17 protein-coding genes and 2 tRNA genes are annotated in these 18,263 nt (G+C 60.6%); 11 read left to right on the top strand and 8 right to left on the bottom strand.

Going from position 1 to position 18,263, the window contains the following annotated elements; all coding sequences use genetic code 11:
- The first annotated feature begins 68 nt into the window (after nt 1-68).
- Both pyrH and lysS read left to right on the top strand, forming a co-directional pair.
- Nucleotides 69-782: a UMP kinase gene (gene pyrH, locus HSR6_RS10145; protein ID WP_070365759.1), complete on the top strand. Its 714-nt coding sequence runs from the start codon at nt 69-71 to the stop codon at nt 780-782.
- Nucleotides 782-2,452 carry a lysine--tRNA ligase gene (gene lysS, locus HSR6_RS10140; RefSeq protein ID WP_070365758.1) on the top strand — a complete coding sequence of 557 codons (1,671 nt, stop codon included), beginning with the start codon at nt 782-784 and terminating at the stop codon, nt 2,450-2,452. The genes pyrH and lysS overlap by 1 nt, the downstream gene beginning before the upstream one ends.
- Here the strand turns inward: lysS and HSR6_RS10135 are convergent.
- Nucleotides 2,449-3,072, bottom strand: coding sequence for a DUF502 domain-containing protein (locus HSR6_RS10135; protein WP_070365757.1), 624 nt, complete (start codon nt 3,070-3,072; stop codon nt 2,449-2,451). The two genes, lysS and HSR6_RS10135, sit on opposite strands and share 4 nt — an antisense overlap.
- Before the next feature lie 87 nt (nt 3,073-3,159).
- Between HSR6_RS10135 and HSR6_RS10130 the strand changes: the two genes are divergently transcribed.
- Nucleotides 3,160-4,926: a site-2 protease family protein gene (locus HSR6_RS10130; RefSeq protein WP_071933537.1), complete on the top strand. Its 1,767-nt coding sequence runs from the start codon at nt 3,160-3,162 to the stop codon at nt 4,924-4,926.
- Here the strand turns inward: HSR6_RS10130 and HSR6_RS10125 are convergent, their stop codons facing one another.
- The gene (locus tag HSR6_RS10125; protein WP_070365756.1) at nt 4,927-5,106 is read right to left on the bottom strand and encodes a hypothetical protein; all 180 of its coding nucleotides are present in this window, start codon (nt 5,104-5,106) and stop codon (nt 4,927-4,929) included.
- 158 nt (nt 5,107-5,264) lie between these two features.
- On the opposite strand from HSR6_RS10125, the gene HSR6_RS10120 reads away from it, so the two are divergent.
- Together HSR6_RS10120 and yciH are read left to right on the top strand one after the other, a co-directional pair.
- Complete coding sequence (locus HSR6_RS10120; RefSeq protein ID WP_070365755.1) at nt 5,265-6,848, top strand: PAS domain-containing protein; 1,584 nt, start codon at nt 5,265-5,267, stop codon at nt 6,846-6,848.
- A 59-nt stretch (nt 6,849-6,907) separates the two neighbouring features.
- Complete coding sequence (yciH, locus tag HSR6_RS10115; RefSeq protein WP_071933536.1) at nt 6,908-7,213, top strand: stress response translation initiation inhibitor YciH; 306 nt, start codon at nt 6,908-6,910, stop codon at nt 7,211-7,213.
- Here the strand turns inward: yciH and HSR6_RS10110 are convergent, their stop codons facing one another.
- A complete protein-coding gene (locus HSR6_RS10110) occupies nt 7,214-7,927 on the bottom strand; it encodes a hypothetical protein (RefSeq protein ID WP_071933535.1) in 714 nt (237 codons plus the stop codon).
- Nucleotides 7,928-8,169: 242 nt separating this feature from the next.
- A tRNA-Gly gene (locus tag HSR6_RS10105) sits at nt 8,170-8,240 on the bottom strand.
- An 84-nt stretch (nt 8,241-8,324) separates the two neighbouring features.
- Between HSR6_RS10105 and HSR6_RS10100 the strand changes: the two genes are divergently transcribed.
- From HSR6_RS10100 to HSR6_RS10090, 3 genes are all read left to right on the top strand, one after another.
- Nucleotides 8,325-9,143, top strand: coding sequence for an NAD+ synthase (locus HSR6_RS10100; protein WP_071933534.1), 819 nt, complete (start codon nt 8,325-8,327; stop codon nt 9,141-9,143).
- A 95-nt stretch (nt 9,144-9,238) separates the two neighbouring features.
- Nucleotides 9,239-9,898, top strand: coding sequence for a DUF7114 family protein (locus HSR6_RS10095; RefSeq protein WP_071933533.1), 660 nt, complete (start codon nt 9,239-9,241; stop codon nt 9,896-9,898).
- A gap of 53 nt (nt 9,899-9,951) precedes the next feature.
- Nucleotides 9,952-10,023, top strand: a tRNA-Thr gene (locus HSR6_RS10090).
- A 190-nt stretch (nt 10,024-10,213) separates the two neighbouring features.
- On the opposite strand, the gene HSR6_RS10085 is transcribed toward HSR6_RS10090, so the two are convergent.
- Nucleotides 10,214-11,317, bottom strand: a complete 1,104-nt coding sequence (locus tag HSR6_RS10085) for a hypothetical protein (RefSeq protein WP_071933532.1) — start codon at nt 11,315-11,317, stop codon at nt 10,214-10,216.
- A gap of 899 nt (nt 11,318-12,216) precedes the next feature.
- Here HSR6_RS10085 and HSR6_RS10940 point away from each other — a divergent pair.
- A complete protein-coding gene (locus tag HSR6_RS10940; RefSeq protein ID WP_148661828.1) occupies nt 12,217-13,290 on the top strand; it encodes a hypothetical protein in 1,074 nt (357 codons plus the stop codon).
- A 551-nt stretch (nt 13,291-13,841) separates the two neighbouring features.
- On the opposite strand, the gene HSR6_RS10075 is transcribed toward HSR6_RS10940, so the two are convergent.
- Nucleotides 13,842-14,789: a tyrosine-type recombinase/integrase gene (locus HSR6_RS10075; RefSeq protein WP_071933530.1), complete on the bottom strand. Its 948-nt coding sequence runs from the start codon at nt 14,787-14,789 to the stop codon at nt 13,842-13,844.
- 359 nt (nt 14,790-15,148) lie between these two features.
- Between HSR6_RS10075 and HSR6_RS10935 the strand changes: the two genes are divergently transcribed.
- Nucleotides 15,149-15,658 (top strand): twin-arginine translocation signal domain-containing protein, encoded by a 510-nt coding sequence (locus tag HSR6_RS10935; RefSeq protein WP_148661827.1) that lies wholly within the window; start codon nt 15,149-15,151, stop codon nt 15,656-15,658.
- Nucleotides 15,541-16,032, top strand: coding sequence for a hypothetical protein (locus HSR6_RS11305; protein ID WP_257786080.1), 492 nt, complete (start codon nt 15,541-15,543; stop codon nt 16,030-16,032). The genes HSR6_RS10935 and HSR6_RS11305 overlap by 118 nt, the downstream gene beginning before the upstream one ends.
- Nucleotides 16,033-16,066: 34 nt before the next feature.
- On the opposite strand, the gene HSR6_RS10065 is transcribed toward HSR6_RS11305, so the two are convergent.
- Nucleotides 16,067-16,705, bottom strand: a complete 639-nt coding sequence (locus tag HSR6_RS10065; RefSeq protein ID WP_071933528.1) for a hypothetical protein — start codon at nt 16,703-16,705, stop codon at nt 16,067-16,069.
- Nucleotides 16,706-16,887: 182 nt separating this feature from the next.
- Entirely contained in the window at nt 16,888-18,180 is a 1,293-nt protein-coding gene (locus tag HSR6_RS10060; RefSeq protein WP_071933527.1) for an L-lactate MFS transporter, read from the bottom strand.
- Nucleotides 18,181-18,263 lie beyond the last annotated feature (83 nt).

Here is an 18,263-nt window from a genome sequence, read left to right as displayed (position 1 = left end):
TTTGTAGGTGTCGTACGCGGCGGTGGGGATACCAATCCTTAAGACCGCTACCGGGTTAGCAGGGCCCAATGAGGGTGGTGGTTTCTATCGGCGGCAGCGTTCTCGCGCCCGACCTCGAGGAGTCGGTCGTGCAGGGTCACGCTGACGCCATCGAACAACTGGACGCGACCGGGATCGACCTCGGCGTGGTCGTGGGTGGCGGGTCGGTCGCCCGCGAGTACATCGAGGCCGCCCGGAACCTCGGGGAAAACGAGATCGCGCTGGACGACATCGGGATCGGGGTCACCCGGCTCAACGCCAGGTTGCTCATCGCGGCGCTTGACGATATTGCCGCGCCGGCCCCGATCGAGAGCTATCAGGGCGGCCTGGAAGCGATGCGGCGGGGCGACGTGCCCGTGCTGGGTGGGGTCACCCCCGGTCAGACGACCGACGCCGTCTCCGCAGCGCTCGCGGAGTACGTCGAGGCCGACCTCCTGGTCTATGCCACGAGCGTGCCGGGCGTGTTCACCGCCGACCCGGACGAGGATGAGACGGCCCGGCACATCGAGGCCATGACGCCCCAGGAACTGATCGACGTGATCGTCGACACCGAACTCGTCGCCGGGAGTTCGGCCCCGGTCGACCTGCTGGCGGCCAAACTAATCGAGCGCTCCGGGATGCGAACCATCGTGCTCGACGGGACCGACCCCGATCGGCTCGTCGACGCAGTGCTCCGCGGGGACCACGACGGGACCGACGTGACGGCCGACGGCGCGCAAACGATGCTCCCCGAGTGGCAGTGATGTCTGACGAGCACTCACCCATGCCCGACGAGACAGACCCCTATGTCCTCGACTCGGTGGACTCCCGGCGGGTCTTCTGGGCCGATACGGTTGCGGACCTGATCGAGGCCAGAGAGCCGACCGAACCCATCGTCATCAAGGGTGGCATCTCGCCCTCGGGGGTCCCACACTTCGGCAACATGAACGAGATCGTTCGGGGCTACTTCGTCGCCGAGGTGCTCCGCGAACGGGGCTATACGGTCCGGCAGGTCTTCACCAGCGACGACCGGGATCCGCTTCGCAAACTTCCGCGGAAGCTGGCCGCTCTCGACGGGGAGATCGTCGACCTGGGAGCCGTCGATGCCGGGGCGCTCGGCCGGAACCTGGGCAAGCCATACACCGACATTCCCGACCCCTTCGGCTGCTGTGACTCCTATGGCGCGCACTTCGCGAGCCTCGTGGAGCAGTCGGCGGCGGCACTCGACATCCCGGTGGAGATGATCTCGAACACCGAGCAGTACGAGGACGGCGCCTTCGAGGCCGCCACGCGAACGGTCCTCGAACGGGCCGACGAGGCTCGTGAGTTGCTCGCGGCCTACCAGGACAAAGTCGACGCGGAGTATGTCCCGTTCAACCCGATCTGTGAGAACTGCGGTCAGATTACCGAGACGGTGACGGACGTCGACCTGGAGGCGGGTACGGTCTCGTACCGATGTACAGATATGGAGGCCGGCGACCAGGTCATCGAGGGCTGTGGACACGAGGGCACGACCTCGCTCCGAAACGGGAAACTCCCCTGGCGGTTCGAGTGGCCGGCCCAGTGGCAACTGCTGGGGGTGGACCACGAGCCCTTCGGCAAGGACCACGCCGAGGGGTCCTGGCCCAGCGGCGCGGAGATCTCCCGGGCGATCTTCGACCACCAGCCCCCGGTGCCGATGGTCTACGAGTGGTTCACCCTCGACGGCGCGCCCTTCTCCTCCTCGGCGGGCAACGTCATCCTCGTCTCGGAGGTCCTGGAGTTTCTGGAAGTGCCGGTAGTCAAGTACTTCTTCAGCAAGGACCCCCGGAAGGCCAGGGACTTCTCGATCGAACATGCCGACCAGCTGGTCGCGGAGTTCGACCGCCTGGAGGCGATCTACTTCGACGAGATCGAGGACGCAAGCGAGGACGAACGAAAGCGGGCCGAGCGGGTCTATCCCTTCCTCGTGGACTCGATCCGCCCCGAGCGGATCCGGATTCCCTTCTCCTTTGCCGCGGTCCTTGGCATGACCGAGGACGAGGCGCTTCGGGAGGAGATCGCGCGACGGGAGGGCCACATTCCCGACGACGCCCCCGAGTGGGCGATCGAGGCGGCCCTCGACCGCGTCGAGCGAGCCCGGGAGTGGGCCCGTCGGACTGACAACGCCTTCAACTACGACCTCAAGCGGGCCTCGATGCCCACCGTGGAAATCGACGAGCCGACGGCGGCGGCCCTGGACGACCTCGCGGACTTCATCGAGGCGGGGGCCAGCCCCGAGGAGATCCAGGGCGAGATCTACGAGACGGCTCGCCGACACGACATCGACGTCGGGGACTTTTTCGCCACGGGGTATCGACTCTTCTTCGACCAGCCCGAGGGGCCGAAACTCGGTACCTTCCTCGGGAAACTCGACGAGCCCTTCGTGCTGGCACGGTTGCGCCGGGAGCGCTAGGGGAGGTCTGCCTCCCGGTCCCCGTAGAGCCCGGTGGTCACGACGATCCGGAGTCCCTCGGTGACCGAGAGTTCCGTCGCGATGACCTTCGAGCGGGCCACGATGGTGAGATAGCCGCCCATCGGGTTCGGGCTCATCGGGATGTAGACGTCCACGTACTCCGACTCCGGAAGCCGGGTCGAGAGCCGATCCGGGGTCTCGTCGGTCACGAATCCGAGCGTGTAGACACCCTTCCGTGGCCACTCGACGAGGACGACTCGCTCGAACTGGTCGCCGTGTTTCAGCAGGGCCGTCGAGGCCTCACGCGTCGGCGAGTAGATGGTGCGGACGATCGGAATCCGCTCCATGACGTGATCGAACTGGACGATTAGTTCGTCGCCGGTCCCCCGTCGAAACGCGATTCCGAGTCCGGTGATGACTCCCACGAGCAAGACCAGGGCCACGGCGTTCTCGACGAACCCGGTCTCGCCGGGCCAGAGTACGAGCAGGGGATCGATCGCGGAGACGAGCCAGCCAAAGAGGACGGACAGCACGAGCCAGGTGACCACGAGCGGGGCCACGACGACCACGCCGCTCACGAACCCCGTTCGGAGCGTCCGCAGTAGATCCTGCCCGTTCACGCGTGTCGATTCTCACCCCGGCCCCAAATATCTCGCGTGGGCACCCAACCCGAACGCCTAACCCGTTTCGGGACGGCTCTCCCGATGATGAATCCCTGGTCCTGGGTCCTCGGCGGCCTGCTGGCCTACTGGCTGGCGCTCTCTCTGCTTCGTTCCCGAGACTGGTTCCCGGAGTTTATCGGCGTGACAGGTCCGATACTGACTGTCCACACGAAACGGGGCCGTGACCTGCTCGACCGCCTGGCGGGTCCCCGACGGCTCTGGCGAGTCTGGGCGAACATGGGGCTCGGGTTCGCACTGGTGATCCTCGTCGGGTCCTTCCTGCTGTTGCTCGCGAACGCGGTCCAGGTCCTTCGGAACCCGCCACAGCCAACCGCGGTCAACCAGCCACAGAACTTCCTGGTCATCCCAGGGGTGAACGACTTCCTCCCGCTCGCGGTGGCCCCGGAGATCCTCTTTGGCCTCTTCATCGGCATGCTGGTCCACGAGGGCGGGCACGGCATCCTCTCACGGGTCGAGGGCATCGACGTCGAGTCCATGGGCGTGGTGCTGCTCGCCATCCTCCCGATTGGGGCCTTCGTGGAACCCGAGGAGGAGAGTGTCGAGGCCGCCGATCGAGGGAGCCAGGCCCGGATGTTCGCGGCCGGCGTGACGAACAACTTCCTGCTGACCGCGATCGCCTTCGCCATCCTCTTCGGGCCGGTCGTGGGCTCGATCGGTGTCGCACCGGGCGCGGCGGTCGGTGGGGTGTTCCCGGGTTCGCCGGCCGCCCAGGCGGGTGTCGACGCCGGCGACCGGATCGTCGCGGTCGGCGAGCAACCCATCGAACAGAATTCCGACCTCGAGGAGACGCTGGTCGCCTCGGGTGCCGACCGGGTGACGCTAACCCTCGGTGACGGAACCGAGACCAGCGTCCGGCGATCGGTACTGGTCACTGGCGTCGCGGATGACTCGCCGTTCGCGTCGCTTGGAACCAACACGACCATCACGGCGGTGAACGGGACCGCAGTCCAGACCGAAGCTGCCCTCCGGGCTGCGGTGGCGAACGAGACGGTTGTGACACTGGATACGGCCGGGGGCGACCGCGTGACGGGACCAGCAGGGGCGCTTGTCACCGTCGTCCCGGATGGGCCGGCGGCGACGGATGGGCTACCGACGGAGACCCCTATCGTCGTCACTGAGATCGGCGGGCAACGGGTCGCCTCTCAGACACAGTTGAACGCCGTGCTGGACGACTTTGACGCCGGCGAGACCGTCTCGGTCACGACCTACCAGGACGGGGCGGCCGAGACGAACGAGGTGGAACTGGGCGCCCAAGACGGCACGAGTTACCTCGGCGTGCAGGTCTACCGGGGGATCAGCGGCCTCGTCGTCTCGGACTTCGGGACGACACTCTATCCCGCCCAGACCTACCTCGATATGGCCGGTGGTGAGGCCACGGGGCCGGGCATCGTGGGCTTCCTCCGGGGGATCGGCGTGAGCCTGCTGCTCCCGCTGATCGGGAGCGTGGGCCTGACTGGCTTGGAGTACAACTTCGCCGGGTTCGTCGGGTGGAACCTGGGCTTTTTCACCGTCGAGGGCCCGCTCGCGCCGCTGGGGGGTGGCGTGTTCGTCCTCGCGAACGTCCTCTTCTGGACGGGCTGGATCAACCTCAACCTCGGCTTTTTCAACTGCATTCCGGCCTTCCCGCTGGACGGCGGGCACCTCTTGCGCATGATGGCCGAGGCGGTGGTCTCCAGGCTCCCGATCGGGGACCGCCAGATCGCAGTCCGGGCGATCACCACGTCGGTCGGTCTGACGATGTTGCTTGCCCTCCTCTTGATGCTGTTCGGGCCACAGCTACTCGGTGGCTGATCAGATCGAGAATCGGACCCAGACGTCGTGGCCGTCCGGACAGGTCAGCAACCGCGTTTTCGAGTCCACCGTCGTGGTCGGCTTCCCGTCCTGGCTCACCTCGAGGACCTCACTCTCCCGTGGCACGCCGACCCTGATCTCGCTTTCACAGGACGGACACTGAACGTACTCGACGCCCATGCCAGGGAATTCCATGGCAGTCGGGAAAACGATGTCGCCTCCGGGTGTTTATTTCGGTGCCGCCTGTAGGGCCCCGTGCATGCTGGGACCAGGGACCGCAACGCGCCGTGCAGCTGGCACTCGGTGGCCGTCCCCTGTGGGCGGTCGGGAGGGCTAACATGGGGGAGACGCCTGCGGACGAACGCATCGCGGAGCTCTCCGTCGAGGAGGAACTGCACCTCAAGGAGGACGCCATGGACGCCGCGCCGGTCGGTATCTCGATCTCCGATCCGTCGCTCCCGGACAACCCGCTCATCTACGTCAACGACCAGTTTACCGAGACCACCGGCTACGAGCGCCCGGAGATCCTGGGCACGAACTGCCGATTCCTGCAGGGCCCGGAGACGGACATGGACCGGGTGGCGAAGATGGCCGAGGCGGTGACCGAACAGAAACAGGTTGCCGTCGAACTCAAGAACTACCGGAAGGACGGCGAACTGTTCTGGAACCGCGTCGAGATCGCCCCGATTTACGACGAGAGCGGCGACGTGGCGTATTACGTGGGTTATCAGGCCGACGTCACCGACCGCAAGGAGGCCGAACTCGCGCTCGCGGCCGAACGGCAGACGCTGGATCACGTGCTCTCCCGGGTCACCTCGCTGGTGCCGGACATCGCCGAGACGATCGTCGACTCGGACACCAGGGATGACCTGGAAGCCTCGATCGCCGAGCGTTTCGCGACCGTGCCGGATCTCACCGCGGCCTGGGTCGGCCGCTACAACCCCTCGACTGGGCTGTTGCGCCCCGTCGCGGGTGATAATCGTCCTACGGAGCCACTCGGGGCCGAGGATGTCACCGGACTCGCCGCCGCGATCGACTCCGGAACCGTCGAAGTGCTCACGGACTCGACGGGTTTGTTCGCCGGGATGGAGCCCCCCGCCGCCACCGCGCTCGTGCCGCTCCGCTACCGTGACAGCGTCTACGGCCTGCTCGCGGTCGCGACGGCCGAGGCGGACGTGTTCGACGAGCGGGAGACCGTCGTCCTGGAGGCCATCGGTCAGTCCGCCGGGGCCGCGATCAACGCGCTCGAACGGGTGAGTCTCTCCGCCGGGGAGTCGGTCATCGAGGTCAGACTGGAGGTCGCCGATCCGGCCATGCCGCTGGTCGAACTCGCCGACTCGCTCTCGGGTGAGGTGACCGCCGACGGCCAGGCCACCATCTCGGACGGCCAGCCGACGCTCTTGCTCACTGTCTCGGACGTCCCCTCCTCATCGGTCGCCGAGCAGGTCAAGCGAACCGGCGATCTGAAACTGGTCGCCGGGAGCGAATCGGGGACTGTCCTGGAGTGGACCGTTCCCCCGGGGCCGTTTGCCCGCTCGATCGTCCAGGACGCCGTTCGACTCGAAGACCTCTCGGCGACTCCGTCGAGTGTCCGGCTCACCTTCGCGGCCGCCTCCGAGCACATGGGTAACACCGTCGTCGGGCGCTTCCGGGACGGCTATGAGGGGGTCGAACTGCTGGCCTTCCACGAGGTCGCGGACCGCGAGCAATCAGCGGAGAGCTTTCGTGAGCATGTGACCGACGATCTCACTGGTCGGCAACTCGAAGCCCTGCAGAAGGCGTATGTCAGTGGCTTCTTCGAGTGGCCGCGGGCCGTCGAGGGTGAGTCCCTGGCCGCGGCGATGGACATTCACCCCTCGACGTTCCACCAGCATCTCCGGGCCGCCGAGCGCAAACTCATCAGCGCGTACTTCGATGGGTAAAATCGAATTTTCGTGCGCCTGGGCATAGTTTATTACCGTGGCTCGGGAACACAAACAGTATGGCGGAGGTCTGCCCGACGTGCGGGCTCCCCGAAGAGCTCTGTGTCTGTGAGGACGTGGCAAAAGAGTCCCAGGAACTGTCCGTGCACATCGAGACCCGGCAGTACGGCAAGGAGATGACAGTCATCGAGGGATTCGACGAGAACGACGTGGATGTCTCCTCGCTTTCGAGTACACTCAAGTCCAAGCTCGCCTGCGGAGGGACCGTCAAGGACGGGGCCATCGAACTCCAGGGCAATCATCTGAACCGGATCGAATCGATCCTCGAAGAGGAGGGATTCAGCGTCGGGTCGATCGACCGCTGATCAAGGCTTCTCGACTGTCGCCCCGTGGGCCTGTATCTCAGTGCCGATCGTCTCCCAGAGTTCCGCGTTCGCGTCGCTGGCGCTGAAAAACCGGATCGAGCCGCTCTCGTAGAACCCCACCGAGACTGCCGACCCAGCGCGCTCGAAGGTCGTTCCAAGATAGGAGATGTCCCCCGCGTAGTCGGCGATGTACGAATCGGCCTGGGAGTCCTCGGGGATCGCCATTCGATAGCTGCCCGTGGCCTGCTCGTCGATCGCCAGATTGCGAACCTGGAGTGAGCCGACCGAGACGTCCCAGTCGATTTCGGTGGCGGCTTCGTAGACGCCCGCCAGGTCCAACTCCAATTGAACCGGAGCTTGCCCGAGGTCGATCTGTTGCTGGATTGCCGACGCGACCGCCCTGGTGTCGCGGCCGTTCGAGAACACTTCGAGGCGCTGTCGGTCGAAGTCCAGCCTGAAGGGAATCGACTCGACGGTCTGGACTTCCTCCTCGACCAACGCTCCCGCGTCGGTGTCGTAGGACTGAATCTCGACGGGCCGGGATCGCAGCAGTCGGGCTGTGACCCGGTCGGATTCGACGCCCTCGATCTCGAAGCCCGTGGCCCCGTCCGCGCCGAACGCCGCTTTGCCCAGGGTGTCTGTGACCGTCTTGAACTGGCTGTCGTCGACGCCGATCGTCGCGAGGTTGACGGTGAACGGCCCGGAATCGAGCATGTCTGGAGGTCCCGTGGTGACCGAATGAAGGTTTTCCTTCGGGTTGTGTAATTGTCACCTACACTGCCTTCGTCGTCTCTCCGTCAGTTCCCGGAGCGGAATCCGCCTAATTCAACAGCCGCTAGCGGTCTTTTTCCCCACGTTTTTGCGAGGGGCTGCGCAGCAACCCCTCGGAAAAAGTGGGAGTGGCTCGCGGTTCCACCGCTCGCCTTCGAGGGACTCACTACGTTCGTCCCTCGCTATGCGCCGGCCGGGAATTGAACCCGGGCTATGAGCTTGGGAAGCTCATGTCCTACCACTAGACCACCGGCGCTCGAACCTGACTTTCCGAGGAACGCACTAAAACGTAGCGCTTGCGGTCGGGACCCCTATTATGCTGGGCGACCCACACCCGAACATGACAGGGCCGGACGAGCTGGACCCCCTCGATCTGCGATTCGAGCCGGACGAACTCGACCCGGTCGTCGACTCGATCGAGTCGTTCATCCAGGAGACGATGAGCCAGGCCGGGGCCGACCGGGCGATTCTCGGCCTCTCCGGCGGCATCGATAGCACCACGACCGCCCACCTGCTGGTCGACGCGCTCGGCCCGGAGGCGGTCCACGGGCTGGTGATGCCCGGGCGAGTGAGCCAGGCGGACAACATGAGCGACGCCGAGCGGGTCGCCCTCGATCTGGGAATCGAGTACGATGTCATCGAGATCGAGCCCTTCGTCGACAAACTCGTCGGCGCGTTTCCCGAGACCGAGATCGATCAGTTCGCGATCGGCAACGCCCGGGCGCGGGTCCGGGCGGTTCTCAACTACCTCCTCGCGAACCACGAGAACGGGCTGGTTGTCGGAACCGGGAACCGAACCGAGATTCTGGTGGGCTACTTCACCAAGTACGGCGACGGGGCCGTGGACTGCAACCCGATCGGGCGGCTCTACAAACAGCAGGTTCGACAGGTCGCCCGCCACCTCGGCGTCGATGAGGACCTGGTGACCAAAACGCCGACCGCAGGGCTCTGGACCGGGCAGACCGACGAGGACGAGCTGGGGATCGAGTACGAGGTCCTGGACGCGATTCTCGCCCTGCATATCGACGGTCGACTCTCGGCCGGGGCGACGGCTCGGATGCTGGACGTGGATCGCGAGCTGGTCGACCGTGTGGACACGATGGTAAAGCGGACCGAACACAAACGGACGCCTCCGGCAACGCCGGCTCCACACGACTGACCGCACTGGGATCGACGCTTTGGGGGCACGAGTTCGGGGGTGTGGTTTGGTCCTTTCCAAAGGTCTTTGCCGCTCCCCACCATAAATCGGGTACGATGGACGAGGTCGCGCAGGCGCGCATCGCGGTGACGGAGGCGATCAGGGAGATCACTCCCGATCGGCTCAGAGAGACGATGGACGCCCATATTCTCGGGACGTCCATGATTCCCGGCGTGCTCGCCCTTCTCAGTGCCTCGGTGGCCGCCGGCGACGCGGAGGAGCCAGTCGTTTCCAACCGCGCTGCCGGCGTCCAACTCATTTACGACGGCCTTCGGCTCACCCGGGCCCTGGTCCACGACGAGCCCTGGACCGGCACCGGCGACGTCGAGGACGATCTCGACGTGCTGGCCGCCGACGTGCTCGTCGCCCGGGGGTTTCAACTCCTCTCGCACACCGAAGCCGCAGACAAGGCCGTCGAGACGGTCCGGGAGTTCGGCCAGGAGCAGACCGAACTCCGGAGCGGGGGGACCACCGCCCGCTCGCTCGAGGCCAACGTCTTCGAACTCGCGGTCATCGCCGGCGCGACCGCCACGGGCGGGGAGACGCCGCTCTCGCTGCGCCAGTACGTGGTCGGGTTGGCTCGGAACCACGGCGAGCCCCCACTCCCGCCGGCTCCGGAGGGCCTTCCGGATGGTATCGAGGACGCCATGCGCCGGGTCGGGGGCCGGGCGACCGGCGAGGAGCCGGTGCGAACCCCCTCCGCGACGGACCCCTGATCGGGCGTAATCGAAACCCCTAACAGGGGTCGGGTTCCTCTCATCGACTGCCTGCCTGGGTAGCTTAGCGGTAAAGCGCGTCCTTGGTAAGGACGAGAGCCCGGGTTCAAATCCCGGCCTAGGCTTGCGCCTGCGGCGCAGACTGTAATTCGGAGACTGCGCCGCTCTAACATATACTTGTCGCCGATTAGAGCATGAAAGGCCACCCGTTTCTCGGCGTTTTTTGCCGGTGAGTAGCATCAGTAAAGGATACCCGCGGGAGCAATCACCCGACCGCGTGTGGTGGTTCGAATAAATGACTCCCACACCAATTGATTAGTTGAGTTCCTCCAATTCCATGCTAAATGGCAGTTGTTGACTAGCCTCTTTCGGGGTGATGTTCTGTCGGTCAGCAATGACAAATGTCATGAGTACTTTCCACTGCCCAATTACATCAAGGGCATCAACCCCTCCCCCAGTAACAGATTTATCAAGTACCCATTCAAGATAGTACTGTGACGCCGTCGGGCTGATAGCATCTACCGTTTTAAACATAGCCAAAGTTTGCACTATCTTGGCACCATTTGACATATAGCGATTCCAGTCCCTCATAGCGGCCAACCGCTCTTTTCCATCACTTTCGACCGCTTCTTGGTACAACACGACATCTAAAGCGGTCTGTCGTAATCCGACTGCAACGAGGAGGACGAGCGATACGGCTGCCCCCACCCAAGCAGGTGGAAGCATCCAGACCGGTGGAGAGACCACTTCCGGAAGAGCGGGAAGGATACTAATTAGGGCAAGAACGAGCGCAAGATTCCCTTCCCCGTCAGAGAGGAATTGTCCGGCATTATTGTACGCCTGTTGAACCTCCCGCGCAAGCGTTTCTGGGGATTTATCTACTTCTACCTCACCAGTTCTGACAAATTCCGATGCGGTCTCTACAAACTCCTCTCGCAATTCTCTCGTGAAGGTCAGTCCGGGGTAGAGTGAAAAGAAGGACTGGAAGCCGAGTCGAGGAGATGGTAGAGTTCCAAACAACTCAATCCGGTTCACGAACGTGGAGAACGTAGATGAAACCCCGACAGAAAGAATTGTCAGGGAATCTTTGAATCCAATTCTGATTCCCGGCCCATCAGATAGAGCAAGGGTAAGAATGAGGAATAGGAGACCCGAAATTAACAGGAGGAGGACGATAGCCGTCTCCAGTCCCACAACTGAGCCTATCGCAAGCAATATCGAGAGAAGAAGTAGGGCTATCCCCGGTTCGAGGAATAGTGTAAGAATCCCGAACCCGACAAAAATCAGAAGTGCCGATTGTAACCCAATCGCGTAGGAAAGTGCCGCTAGGAGTACAGCGAGAACTATTGAAAAACTCCAATCAGCTACCACAAAGAGGAGGAATAGTCCGATTGCGACCGCGTTGAGGACAGTTGGCATACTATTGTCGTATCTCGGTAATAGACAAGTAACTTTCCTGCGTATGACTCAAAGATTGGATGTGATACCAAAATCACCGAGGACTCTTCTACTAACTCGGGATAATAACCTTCGGGCATTCTCTATAGGGGCGGTTCATCACTCTCCGAGTTGCCGAGTAGAGTCAATCGTTAGTACAACATCCTACGCTCTTCCTCAGTCTCACCCAAGAAGTAGACCGTTGCAGACTCACCGTCGGGAGAAGGTACATAGTCGGGTGATGGCGGAAGAAGGTACGGGCGGTCTCGTCTCGGCCTATTGTTTCCGTCTCCTTCGGTCGGGATTCCGTCTCAGGCTCCCTATCGAACTCGTCGGAGAAGTCGAACACGAAGAAGGAGACGGTCACCTCGTCGCAGTCCTCTGCGGCGGGAAGGTGGCTCACGGATTCGGCGTCCGCTCGTACCATCCAATGAAGGTTAGCGTTATTCGCATCTGCCTGTTCAAGACTTCCGCCGGTCTGTGTGGTCGTACTCATTCCGAATCCGGGGGCACGGAAACGCGCCGTTCTTGACGGCAGTCCTCGGAGAACGCTCCCCCATCTTGTTCTAACCAGAATATATGACTGTAGCAGATGAGGTGATCCCGGCTGACCTAATTCGAAGAGATAGAACGGGGAGAAGAGCGTTTCTGCCGCTATGGGCAAGCCGAACGGCCTTTCGCGCACGGGAATCTGCTCATCGTTGAGAGATAGTAACGTTGGTTCGGAAGCCCCTTCTAGAGTGGTGTAATAACCGACCGGGCGTTCCTGCTGTGTACAACTCAGTCGAGCGCAGTATTTTGCCTATGAAGGATTGCTCTATTTAAACTGTCAACATCCCAGACACCACAAAATACAATAATTACGAAGGTCAGACAGAAGTGTGGTAACTGATAAGTTAGTCCCCTATTGGGTTCGTCTGAGAACAAAGAACAAGCCGGGCGTGGCGGTTGATGAGAGCGAATACTTCGATTTGACATCATTACCCGACCCGAATGGTGGCTTCGAGAATTACGATACTTTTCTTGAACTGCTACTAAATCGGCTTCATACACTGCGAGATCAAGGATACGTAGATGAAGATATTGAGAAGTCACTTACAATCCGACAACTAGAATCGAGTGACACCGGTGAGCATAGCACGGTTACTGTAGAAGGAGTATTCGGATATGGGAAATTCGGTCGTTCAGCAGATCACCTGAATATTGAAAAGTTACAGGACGCCTTACCTCCTAGTGATGCTCGAAATCCTAACGCCCGCGATCAAAGTACTGCGGAAGTCCGCCGTCTTTACTTCCTCTTCCATATCCCTCAAGAAAAACAATCTAGGGGGGTCTTGATTCTACACGCTTGGGGTCAATCAGGCATCAAGGGAATGTTTTACCGTGCGTTACAGCAGCCTTTGCTGGAAGACTATATTGAAAGTCCCTCTGATGAAGACAACGGAATCAGTTTTTCAATGAACCCCATCGCTTCAAAAGATCTAGTCCAAAGGCTAACGGAAGTGAATATACACGGATTTGAACTCGTAAAAAGAAACACTCCAACCTCTGCATATGGAAGCAGTAGCAGCATCTTAGGAAATGTGCGAGACGCGAAGGCACGATTCACGATAGATACTGACTTGGACATCTCGTTGGATGAAGAAAGGGCCAAAACATTAGTATCAAAAATACAAGATAGTGACTATCCTTATGCTGAAATATTCCCCTCTGAAGTTGACACTAAGAATATTGATTCTGTAAAGGCCCATATCAACGCAGACGGGAGTAATAAACTAGATTTAGAACAAGACAGAGTCAGAATGAAACGGGCAATTAATGAAGATATTGAGTATGATGAAGAAACTTATAGGCCTAAATTGCACACTATTGGGGAGGTAGCACGTGAATTCGCAAACGAGCAACTTGAGGAATACGATCTGGAAAAACTAGAGACGGATAGCCTATTAGAGTGAATGTATAGTCTATTCGGCATTTGGGAAGAGTTTCATTCGCCACTTAAGCAAGAAACAGCACCATATAAATTTAGAGCACTTGTGTATGTCATTCCTTTGTTGCTGTCTATCGGTGCACTCCTAGCGAATTTTATTATAGATTATAACGCTTTGAGACTCATAATTCCCGCAATATCATTGTTTGTTGGATTGCTGACTAATTCGGTGATACTTCTACTCAGGTATAGTGATACAAATAACCCATCTGAGAACCTGATTGACCAAACTAGGAATATATCAATATATTTAATTGTTTCAGGAATCTTGATCGTGGCACTTTCTATCGGAGGGTATTTTTCCTCCTTGGTAATTGATGATTTTGTTCTGATTGCAAAAATATACTCCGCAACTATAGTTTTTCTTCTATCTCATTATCTATTTTCAATTCTTCTGTTACCTGCCAGATTATTTGTAATAATTGAGAATTCTTCTAAAACAAGTCCAGACTGTGATTAAATGTTAATGAGATAGTCTCGTCGTCTCTCGGCCTTTTCTGCACTGGTTCCTTTATCTTAGTGTTTATCCAGCACCTTCCCGCTCATATTGACCCGCTCGCCGGTCACGTCCTTGGGCTGTCCCGCGTTCCGCGCTGCCGTGACGTAGCCCCGACGAAGGGCGTGTGGGCTGACCGAGCCGGGACACTTGCACGAAGCGTTCCACGGCATAGCCTCACAGGTCTCGGGTTCCCGGTCGAACGGGCAGTTCCCGCCGTTGTAGTAGCAGGGACGGGTCGCCGTGTAGACGTACCGCTGTATGGTCGTCTCCACGATACGCCCGCTCTTGGACGTCAGAAGCGGTTCCCTGCCGTGGTCGTCGGTGACGTCTTTCCGGTTCATATCGACATAGTCGCGGACGACGTCGGCCACCTCCGGGGTTATCAGTACGTCCCGCTCGCTCCGTTCCATATTCTTGAGCGCCGTTCCCTCCGTGGGTCGGTGGCGGAGTTCCAGCGCCGGACGGCCTTCGTCAAAGTCTCCGAGGTCTAGCGCCCGGAGACCGCTAAGACGCATCCCGGTCTTCCAGAGCAGTAGCAGAGTGACGTGCCGGTTGCTGGCGTACTCGTACTTCCCGAGGAAGTCCAACATCTCGGTGGCTTCGTCCCGCGTGAGGAGGTCGTCACAGATTTCGTCGCTCTCTCTGACAGAGGGTATCCGAGCCATATCGGCCATCTCGCGCGGGGCAGCCGTGATGTGCTCGCAGAACTCGATGAACTGCTTGATGATCATCATATCCTGCCGTGCCGTGATGACCTTGACCTTGGACAGCCGGAACTCCTTGTACCGCTGGATGAGTTCGCTGTCGAGGTCGTTCAGGTTCGTGAGTTGCTGGCCGTCCAGCCAGTCACAGAACTGGCGCAGGGACGTCCGGTAGTTCTTGAGCGTCTTCCGAGTGACGCCCGGCTTCTTGTCGTTGAGGAATCGGCTCTTGGCTTCGTGCGGCGGCGTCGGTTTCAGGCTCATAGGCTGTCTGGGTACAGCCTGCGTAAACGGGTCGTCCGGGTACACAGGGCGTGAAACGGCCGGCGGACGAGAGTCCCGGCGTTCTTTCCCGGCCTAGGCTTTTGCTGTTTCCAGTTTTCGCGTACTTTCATGATCCCGACTACGGTCCCTGTAGATAATCAGAACGGCAGGACACATAGATAATCGACCGGTTGCCTCTCCACGAACCGTTTTCTCTCATTGGGAGATAATACCACGAAGCAACAACGCCCCAGATTTTGTATTCTGTTCCGGGTGGGAAATCCCGCAGTTACTCAGCGGAGCCTTACTGTTCGATAACCGTTCTATGACAATAGCCAGGTGGCGAGTACGCCCCGTTCATGGACTCAAACCAGCCACCAGATCACGGGGCCGATCTCGGCCTCGGTGTATCACGCCGCCAGATGTTGAAGGGTCTGGGAATCGGGGCGGCTGCGGGGGTCGGCTTTACCGGTGCTGCAAACGCTCACGAGGTTATTGGAACGCCCGTCTTCTGTGGGTGTTCCCAGCTCTGTGTCTGTGTTAACGGCACCGCTGACGTGCTCATGGCCCAGGAGACCGAGGACGGCTTCGAGATCGGATTTGTCGTCGGCGAGGACGAACTCGATCCCTATCCACGGGGTGAACCACGGTTTCGCGGTGACTTCTGTCTCGACACTGCCCAGGACGAGATTCTCGATGGGATGATCATTGGCCTCCAGGTCGACAGCAACCGGTGGGTCAACCCGAACGCCTGTGCGCAGGACGCATTGAACGCCGAACAGGAGCAGTTGGACTCGACTCATCCTCGGCCCGCGGTGAGAGCGGAACGCGCTGTGAAAAACCACCGTGTAAATCAACACGCTCGGTAATCGCGCTCCCGCCCCTCTCGGAAAGCGAGCCGAACAGTCAAGCGTTCGGCATCAACGATGCGGGGACAGTGGTCGGTGGTTCGGCCACTGGGGGCCAGTTTTACGCCGTTCGCTGGTCGAATACGGAGACGGTCGAGGATCTGGGGACGCTTCGAGCGAACGATGCGGGAACGATCGTCGGTACCAATACTGTTCGGGGGCCGACTGCGGGAGTGCACGCTGTTCGGTGGATCGACGACGCGGTCGAGAAACTCGGATCGCTGGCTGGGAGCGACGGAGATAGCTATGCGACGGACATCAACACGCAGGGGGAGATCGCAGGGTCGAGTGACCGGTCTGGCGAGGGGAGGACTGCCGTCGTCTGGAATCGGTGACTGGTGATTCCGTCGACCGGGTCCGTTCTGCCCCCTACTCCTGGACCTCGAACTCGAAGGAGACGTCCACGGAGGCTCCGGCGGTTGGAGTGTCCTCATCCTCGGATTCGTCCTCGGCCTGGGTTTCGTCGTCGGTCCGTGTCTCTTGGGGATCACGAAAGGTGATGGTTCCAGTGGCGGCGTCCTGGGCCTCGGCCACCAGGGAGCCGTCGGCGTAGACCTCTATCTCGACGCCCGCCGTCACGTCGTAGGAGACCGTGTTGTTGTCGAAGGAGGCCGACTGCAAGTCATCACCCGCACCCGTGAACTCCGTCTGGTCGACGAGCGAGTACGTGGGCTGCCAGCGAACACTGCCCCGTGGCTCGTCAGGATGCCGATTCATCGAGTCCGAGAAGTCCCCAAACCGATCGAACTCGACGTCGAGATCGAGCATGACGGTTTCCGAGGGACCGGCCCCGGTCTCGAAGTCACCGGAGACATCCCCGGTGATGCGGAGATCGTCGATGGCATCGTCGTCGGGGAGGTCGACGGTGGTGTCCTCGAAGGCCAGGGCGACCTGGGCCGACGCCGTCTGGGTGAGTTGATGAAGGCCAAACAGGCCCGCCGAACCGGCCACGGCCCCGGCGCCGATGTACTTGAGTACCTGTCGCCGGGGTTCCGTGTCACTATCCATACTATTGGTCGTGACTTGGTTTCCTTGGTAATGAGTAACGTAAGTCGAGTAAGCTACACCCAGTGGCTTACGGCCTGTGGGGCCGACATTCGAGTCCCGTGTAAGCCGCCCTTACCGGAGAATACTGTGTGTCTGCTGTAGGATTGCAGCACTCCCGGACCTGATGGGGTCTGCAATGTTGTTCAGGGTTCGAGTCCGGCGTGTGGTGTCATTTCTAGCTGGGCGTTTCGAACGACGCCGACCCTCCATCGAAGGAGTCCAACGCTGAGGAGCCCGATGAACAGGGCTCCACTCACGACGTAGAACGAAAGCCGGTAGCTCCCTGTAGCTTCCACGATCCGGGACACAAGCGTGGGGCCAGCGACGCCAGCCAGTGACCACGCGGTGAGGGCGTAGCCGTGAATGGCGCCAAGCTCCTGCGTGCCGAAAAGGTCGGCGAGATACGCCGGCAGGCAGGCAAATCCACCGCCATAGCAGGTAATAATGAGAAAGGTAATGCCTGCGAACAACGGCAGCGTGGTGACTCTGGGCAAGGCCAGGAAGGCGACGATCTGGATCGTGAAGAAAATCGCGTACGTCCGGGTCCGACCAAGGTAATCCGACAGGGACGACCAGACGATTCGGCCGGCCCCGTTGAAGACCCCGATGAACCCGACGACCGTGGCTGCGACGGCCGCACTCGCGCCCGTAACTGCCTGTGTCATGTTCGACGCGACAGACAGGAGCATAATTCCTGCCGAGATATTGATGAAGACGATGACCCACACGAGGTAAAACTGCGGCGTCCGGATCGCCTCACTGGCCGTTAGCTGCTGTAAGTCCGACTCCACCCTCACTCCCATTCGTGTGTTCCCGTCCCCCTCATCCAGGTCTAGCCCTCCGGGTTGCCACCCTTCGGGAGGCTTCTGGAGATAACTCGCCCCGGCCGCCATTGCGAGAAAGTAGGCGACGCCGAGGATGTAGAACGTCGATGGGATTCCCACCACTCCAATAAGAGCATTTGCGACGGGACCGGTCACCAGCGCGCCGGCACCGAAACCCATGACTGCAAGCCCGGTTGCCAGCCCCCGCCGATCCGGGAACCACTTCACGAGCGTCGATATGGGGGTGATGTATCCGATCCCGAGTCCGATTCCGGCGAGCACGCCGTAGGTCAGCAGAAACGCGACATGGCTTCCCATGTCGACGGCGACCCCTGCAAGGGCGGTTCCGGTCCCGTACGTGCTTGCAGCCACAAAGCCCGAGACTCGGGGTCCGTATCGCTCCACGTATCGCCCCAGAATAGCGGTCGACAGTCCGAGGGTAAAAATCGCCACCGTGAAGGCTGCAGTCACGGCAGCGATACTCCAGCCCTGGGACTGTTGAATCGGATTTTGGTAGACGCTGTAGGCGTACACGGACCCGATCGAAATGTGGATGAGCATGGCCGAAGCCGCGATCAGCCAGCGATTTTTGCTCGAGCTGTCCGAGCCCATGTGTCAACGTACTCAAGAATTAACAATCATCTTTTCCCCGGACCACACGAACCTATTTATTTGCCCACCGCTCCAGAAAAGAC

Source organism: Halodesulfurarchaeum formicicum (genome assembly GCF_001886955.1).
In the GTDB taxonomy this organism is placed as follows: Archaea; Halobacteriota; Halobacteria; order Halobacteriales; family Halobacteriaceae; genus Halodesulfurarchaeum; species Halodesulfurarchaeum formicicum.
Note: the sequence above shows the minus strand (reverse complement) of the source record. Positions and strands in the feature narration are given on the sequence as shown.